The organism is Peptoniphilus indolicus ATCC 29427, assembly GCF_000227315.1.
Taxonomy (GTDB): domain Bacteria; phylum Bacillota; class Clostridia; order Tissierellales; family Peptoniphilaceae; genus Peptoniphilus; species Peptoniphilus indolicus.
Genome location: NZ_JH165061.1, coordinates 402098 through 407280, shown reverse-complemented (window position 1 = coordinate 407280; position 5183 = coordinate 402098). Strand labels below are relative to the sequence as shown.

Annotated in this window: 7 protein-coding genes; 2 read left to right on the top strand and 5 right to left on the bottom strand. The window is 33.3% G+C overall.

Going from position 1 to position 5183, the window contains the following annotated elements; all coding sequences use genetic code 11:
* Window positions 1-124 precede the first annotated feature (124 nt).
* Genes HMPREF9129_RS01860 through proC form a run of 5 tightly spaced genes read right to left on the bottom strand, consistent with a single transcriptional unit; the run spans window position 125 to window position 3987 of the window.
* Window positions 125-865, bottom strand: a complete 741-nt coding sequence (locus tag HMPREF9129_RS01860) for a type III pantothenate kinase (protein WP_004819730.1) — start codon at window positions 863-865, stop codon at window positions 125-127.
* Between the two features lie 2 nt (window positions 866-867).
* The gene (locus HMPREF9129_RS01855) at window positions 868-1620 is read right to left on the bottom strand and encodes an ECF transporter S component (protein ID WP_004819729.1); all 753 of its coding nucleotides are present in this window, start codon (window positions 1618-1620) and stop codon (window positions 868-870) included.
* A 42-nt stretch (window positions 1621-1662) separates the two neighbouring features.
* The gene (locus HMPREF9129_RS01850) at window positions 1663-2634 is read right to left on the bottom strand and encodes a P1 family peptidase (RefSeq protein WP_004819725.1); all 972 of its coding nucleotides are present in this window, start codon (window positions 2632-2634) and stop codon (window positions 1663-1665) included.
* Window positions 2627-3205 (bottom strand): DJ-1 family glyoxalase III, encoded by a 579-nt coding sequence (locus HMPREF9129_RS01845; protein ID WP_004819724.1) that lies wholly within the window; start codon window positions 3203-3205, stop codon window positions 2627-2629. Before HMPREF9129_RS01845 ends, HMPREF9129_RS01850 begins: the two co-directional genes overlap by 8 nt.
* Before the next feature lie 2 nt (window positions 3206-3207).
* Entirely contained in the window at window positions 3208-3987 is a 780-nt protein-coding gene (gene proC, locus HMPREF9129_RS01840) for a pyrroline-5-carboxylate reductase (RefSeq protein ID WP_004819723.1), read from the bottom strand.
* Between the two features lie 98 nt (window positions 3988-4085).
* On the opposite strand from proC, the gene HMPREF9129_RS01835 reads away from it, so the two are divergent.
* Window positions 4086-4640, top strand: coding sequence for a chromate transporter (locus tag HMPREF9129_RS01835; protein WP_004819721.1), 555 nt, complete (start codon window positions 4086-4088; stop codon window positions 4638-4640).
* Window positions 4637-5183: chromate transporter (locus tag HMPREF9129_RS11625; protein WP_004819719.1), on the top strand; the 547-nt coding region annotated here is incomplete at its 3' end. The genes HMPREF9129_RS01835 and HMPREF9129_RS11625, both read left to right, overlap by 4 nt.

Genomic DNA, 5183 nt, shown 5'->3' with positions numbered 1-5183 from the left:
AATTTATTAAGTGATTTAATAGATAGCGGAAGCGCTGTATATAAAGATGGAGTTTTATCTTTTAATTTAGAAAGAATTTATATTTAATATGAGAAAAGTGTGTTGAAAATTTCCAACACACTTTTTATACTAAATTTAATTTTTGATTTAATACATATATCTTTTCAAGACCATAGAGCGCCAAATCTTGAATTAATTGAACTTTAAAATTTAATTCCTCAAGTATTAACTTGCTATGTTCTCCTGTCGCCACAATTTTTAAATTTTCGTGTTCTTTAGATATATTTTTTATCACATATTCTACTGTGCTCAAATAATGGTGGTATATTCCAGCTTGGATTGCCTTTGTTGTTGAGTTGCCAAATATTGAATCAACCTTCACCAATTCAACTTTTGAAAGCTTGGCCATCTCTTTTAAAGAATTCAAAGCCATATTCATACCGGGTATTATCATCCCACCCATAAAATTATTTCCATTTAAGAAGTCTATTGTTATAACTTCATCTATATTTATAATCAGCGCCTTCTCTCCTAAAGAATAAGCCGCTCTTATAATTCTATCCGAACCAACTTCTTTAGGATTTTCACATTTTATATTTAATCCCGTCTTCACTCCAGCCCCAACTACTAATGCCTCCGGAAATATTTCTCTATAGGATTTTGTCACATCCGGAACTACTGATGATATTATAGAATTTGTAACTTGATTTAAGCTATACGGCTCCATAAGTTGTTTTATCTTAAGTTTTATTTCATCTTCCGTTTCAGACGGGTCAGTTTTTATTTTAAATTTATGAACCAAGAGATTATCTTTAAATAACCCTATTTGAACACTTTTATTTTCTATATTTATTGCTAAAAGCATAATTACCTCTTTGAAAGTAGAACTCCCTTAACTACTGCCGTAGTTACTATTACAGAAAGTATTGCCTCTGGAATTCCCGAAGTTATGGCAATGCCAAAAATAACTTTTCTTGCTAGTTCAACAGGTTGTCCAACTGCTATCATATATTGTTCTGCGTATAATACGTACATCATTCCCAAGAAGAATACTGTATTGGTCATAGAGCCTATAAATGAGCTTGCAACTGCTGCAAAATCTGAATTCATCTTTTTATTTGTGTAATACAACATAAACAAGCTAAGTGCTAAAAATATTGCACTTAAAATTATTGTCATGGTAGTTCCACCATTAGCAATATTAGAATATAGTACATACCCTAAAAATGCTGAACAAATTATCCATGCGATGTATGATAAATTCTTGAGCAATTTTTCATCTAATTTTTTTACCCAAATATATGTGTATCCTGCAAATATACCTATTAAAACTCTTGGCAATACAGACACCAATGGATTCATTATAAAAGGAGTAAGTGGTGTGGTGTTCATTATTGACCTCATTATTGACGATATGCCAAAAATCAAGCCTACCAATGCTCCAACTAATGGTCCTTCAACTATCGCTCCTATAATTACCGGAATGTGTAAAGTAGTCGCATTTAAAATTCCAAGCGGAATAAATCCCAACGGAGTAAATCCTAAAGCGACCGTAATCGCACCTAAAATCGATGTAATAATAAGCTTTCTGTTTTTTGTCCTACTGTTTGTTCTATTCATTTTTCCTCCTGATAGAGTTCTGTTAAGATACTCTTCAAATTTTTAGAGATTTAAAGATTTAAAACTTTTTAAATCTCCACCGTCTTCTGAACCATAAATTGCATTTGCTATACTTCTTGAAATACACCTTGCTGCCATAGAGCCTGTAAAAGTTACATCACATTCAACTTCTCCAGTTGCAACTGAAAATATTGTATCTCCATCAAACATAGTGTGAACGGGTTCAATAGACCTTGCATATCCATCATGAGCCATTTGAGATACTTTATTTAGTTGTACTTTTGAAAGTTTTCCATTTGTGGCAACTATTGAGATTGTGGTGTTTCTTCCCTTAAACGCATCATAGTCACTCAAATTTTCATATACTTTTAATGTATCTAAAAATTTTCTCTCTTCTTGTGAGTAACATCCTGCAATTTGAATTCTTCTTTCAGAATCAAACACATCTCCAAATGCATTTAATATTGTAAGCGCTGCAATTTTAAGTTCTCCGAACTGCATACTTGCTTGCCCTAAACCGGACTTCATGGCATATTTATTTCCAAGTATTTTTCCAACACTTGCCCCTGTACCTGCTCCAATAGAACCCATACCGGTGCCCTTTGAAACATTTTCACAAGCAGAATATCCCATTTTAAAATCCGGTCGTATATTTGCATTGCCAACGGATAAATCAAATATTACGGCAGATACGACAATCGGAACTTTAGCAAAACCTGTATCAAGTCCAATTTCTCTTTCTCTTAAATATTCCATAACTCCGCTGGATGCTTCAAGACCAAATGCAGAACCTCCTGATAGGACTACTGCATTGACCTCGTCAACCATGTTTTCGCTCTTTAACAAGTCAGTTTCTCTTGTCCCCGGAGCTGAACCCCTAACATCAACTCCGCACTTAACTGCTTTGTCAGGTATTATTACAGTTACTCCTGTAAGAGCGTCATAATTTTGAGCATGACCTACCTTTATGCCCTCTATATCACTTAAATAACCCGGATAAAATTTTTCAGTCATTTTTTCTTATTTCTCTCTCCAATTCATAGAATAAAACGTCTTTTTTTATCTTTTCAGAAGTTTCATCATCTTTAAATAAACTTATTAATTTAAACGCCAAAATTTGAGCTATTGAAGGTCCCATAGCAGTGATTATATTCTCATCTTCAACTACTATCTCATCAATTCTATCTTGGTTTGTAAGTCTATTTTCAACTCCTGGATAGCATGTAAATTTTTTGCTTTTAAGCACTCCTGCCGCATCAAGCACCATTGGACCTGCGCAAATTGCAACAACATACTTGTCTGAGCTGTCATACATTGAAACCAATTCTCTAACTCGGCTATTATTGCTCAAATTAGTCGAGCCAGGTTGTCCACCGGGAATGTATATACCTCTGTAGTCATCAATTTTAACTTCATCTAACAAATAATCAGCTATAATTTTTACTCCATGTGATGACTCAACTTCTCTAACATTTTTTACTGATACTAAATCGACTTCTATTTCAGCTCTTCTAAGATAGTCATTTATCGTAAGAGCTTCAATTTCTTCAAAACCATCTTCAAGTAAAATTATTAAATCTCTCATATCTATTCCTTTCTCATAGTCTTGGATTTCTTCTCAGCCGCAAGTATTGCATCTATAACTGTTCCTCTAAATCCCTTTTCTTCAAGTGCTCTAACACCTTCAATTGTAGTTCCACCCGGAGAAGTTACCATATCTTTTAATTCTCCCGGATGTTTCTGAGTTTCCAAAACCATCTTAGCTGAACCAAGTACAGTTTGTGCAACAAATTTGTATGCATCATCTCTCTTTAGTCCGGTTAAAACAGCCGCATCAGAAACCGCCTCTATAAACATATATACATACGCCGGCAAAGCTCCACAAGCTGCTCCAAATCCATGAAACAAGTCACTATTTAAAATACTTACTTTTCCAAATGAACTAAAAATTTTCTTAACATCTTCAATTTCTTCTTCAGTTACTTTTTCACTAGGACATATAGCGCTCATTCCCTCTCCGACCATCGCCGGTGTATTTGGCATTGATAAGATAAATTTTCTCTTCCCGAGTAAATTGGTTAAACTCTCAATGGTTTGACCAGCTGCTATTGAAATTACAATAGTCTCTTCTCTTAAATGGTCTCTTATTTCATCAACTACCACTGAATAAACATGAGGTTTCACAGCTAAAATTATATAGTCTGATTTTTGAGTAAGCTCTTTTGCTCCTACTATATGTACATTTTCTCCTTTGAACTCTTCTAAATTTCCTGACTTATTTGTCAAATATAACTCGAATCCATTTTTTATAAGAGCATGAGCGATTGCTCCGCCCATATTACCTACACCAATTATTCCAACTTTCATATTTATTCACTCCCATTCTTATTAGCTATTATCACACAAAATCTTTTAAATTTCCACATTCCTAAACTAGTGATACAATATAATTTAGGAGGATAAAAATGAATATATCTCTATTTGAATTGTTTATAATTTTCTTTAAAATAAACGCCATAACATTTGGTGGGGGCTATACTATAGTTCCTATAATTTCTAATGAATTTGCTAAGAATAAGAAGCTTTTAAGTGAAGATGAAATGTATGATATTGTTGCACTTGCACAGAGTGGCCCGGGAGCTATGGCAATCTCTACTTCATTTTTAACAGGCTACAGACTTAGAGGATTTTGTGGAGCTATAGTTTGTTTAATAGCTTCAACTCTTCCTTGCTTGATAATTTTGAGCATTGTTTCTATGTTTTATGTTCAGTTTAAGACAAATTTTTTTGTAAGGTCAATTTTAGATGGAATCAGTGGAATAATTTGCGCTGTACTCTTAGTTACGGTATACGAGATGGGTAAAAATGCTACAAAAAAATATAAATACTTTTCATCAATAATAATTGTTTTGGTGTTCATCTTGAGTTTCTTTTTTAAAGTTGACACTGCAAAACTTATTTTTGGAAGTGCAGTTATAGCTATTTTAACTTTTTACCTTAGAAATGGAGATGTGAAATGATGTTTTTAAAATTATATCTGACATTTCTTAAAATTGGCACATTCGCCTTTGGTGGTGGTTATGCAACCATTCCCCTTATAAGAAAATTTGTAGTTGAAAAAAACGGATGGCTCACAATGTCAGAATTTATTGATGTGGTAAGCATATCCCAGATGACTCCAGGTCCTATAGCGATAAACTGTGCAACATTTGTCGGACAAAAAATTGGTGGAATTTTAGGCTCTATAGTTGCAACTACAGGCTTCATAACCACTCAATCAATTTTGATGTTGCTACTAGGATATTTTTTATTTAAAAAGCGTAAAACTTTTAAAGGTTTGAATTATATGTTGATAGGCATAAAAGCTTGTGTGGTATCGCTTATATTTATCACAGCACTCTCTCTAATACAGAGTTCAATTCTCACAAATCCTTTAAATATTTCCGCTATGGTAACTTTTGTCGTAGGACTTATATTGTATTTGAGAAAAGTTAGTCTATATAAGCTACTATTAATAGGTGGAGTTGTCGGATTAATTATCAATATTGTACTTAACAATTTTT

Bases quoted from the DNA above. Each gene is read 5' to 3' on its own strand.
- HMPREF9129_RS01860 (WP_004819730.1), bottom strand. From the start codon at position 865: ATGCTTTTAGCAATAAATATAGAAAATAAAAGTGTTCAAATAGGGTTA.
- HMPREF9129_RS01855 (WP_004819729.1), bottom strand. From the start codon at position 1,620: ATGAATAGAACAAACAGTAGGACAAAAAACAGAAAGCTTATTATTACA.
- HMPREF9129_RS01850 (WP_004819725.1), bottom strand. From the start codon at position 2,634: ATGACTGAAAAATTTTATCCGGGTTATTTAAGTGATATAGAGGGCATA.
- HMPREF9129_RS01845 (WP_004819724.1), bottom strand. From the start codon at position 3,205: ATGAGAGATTTAATAATTTTACTTGAAGATGGTTTTGAAGAAATTGAA.
- proC (WP_004819723.1), bottom strand. From the start codon at position 3,987: ATGAAAGTTGGAATAATTGGTGTAGGTAATATGGGCGGAGCAATCGCT.
- HMPREF9129_RS01835 (WP_004819721.1), top strand. From the start codon at position 4,086: ATGAATATATCTCTATTTGAATTGTTTATAATTTTCTTTAAAATAAAC.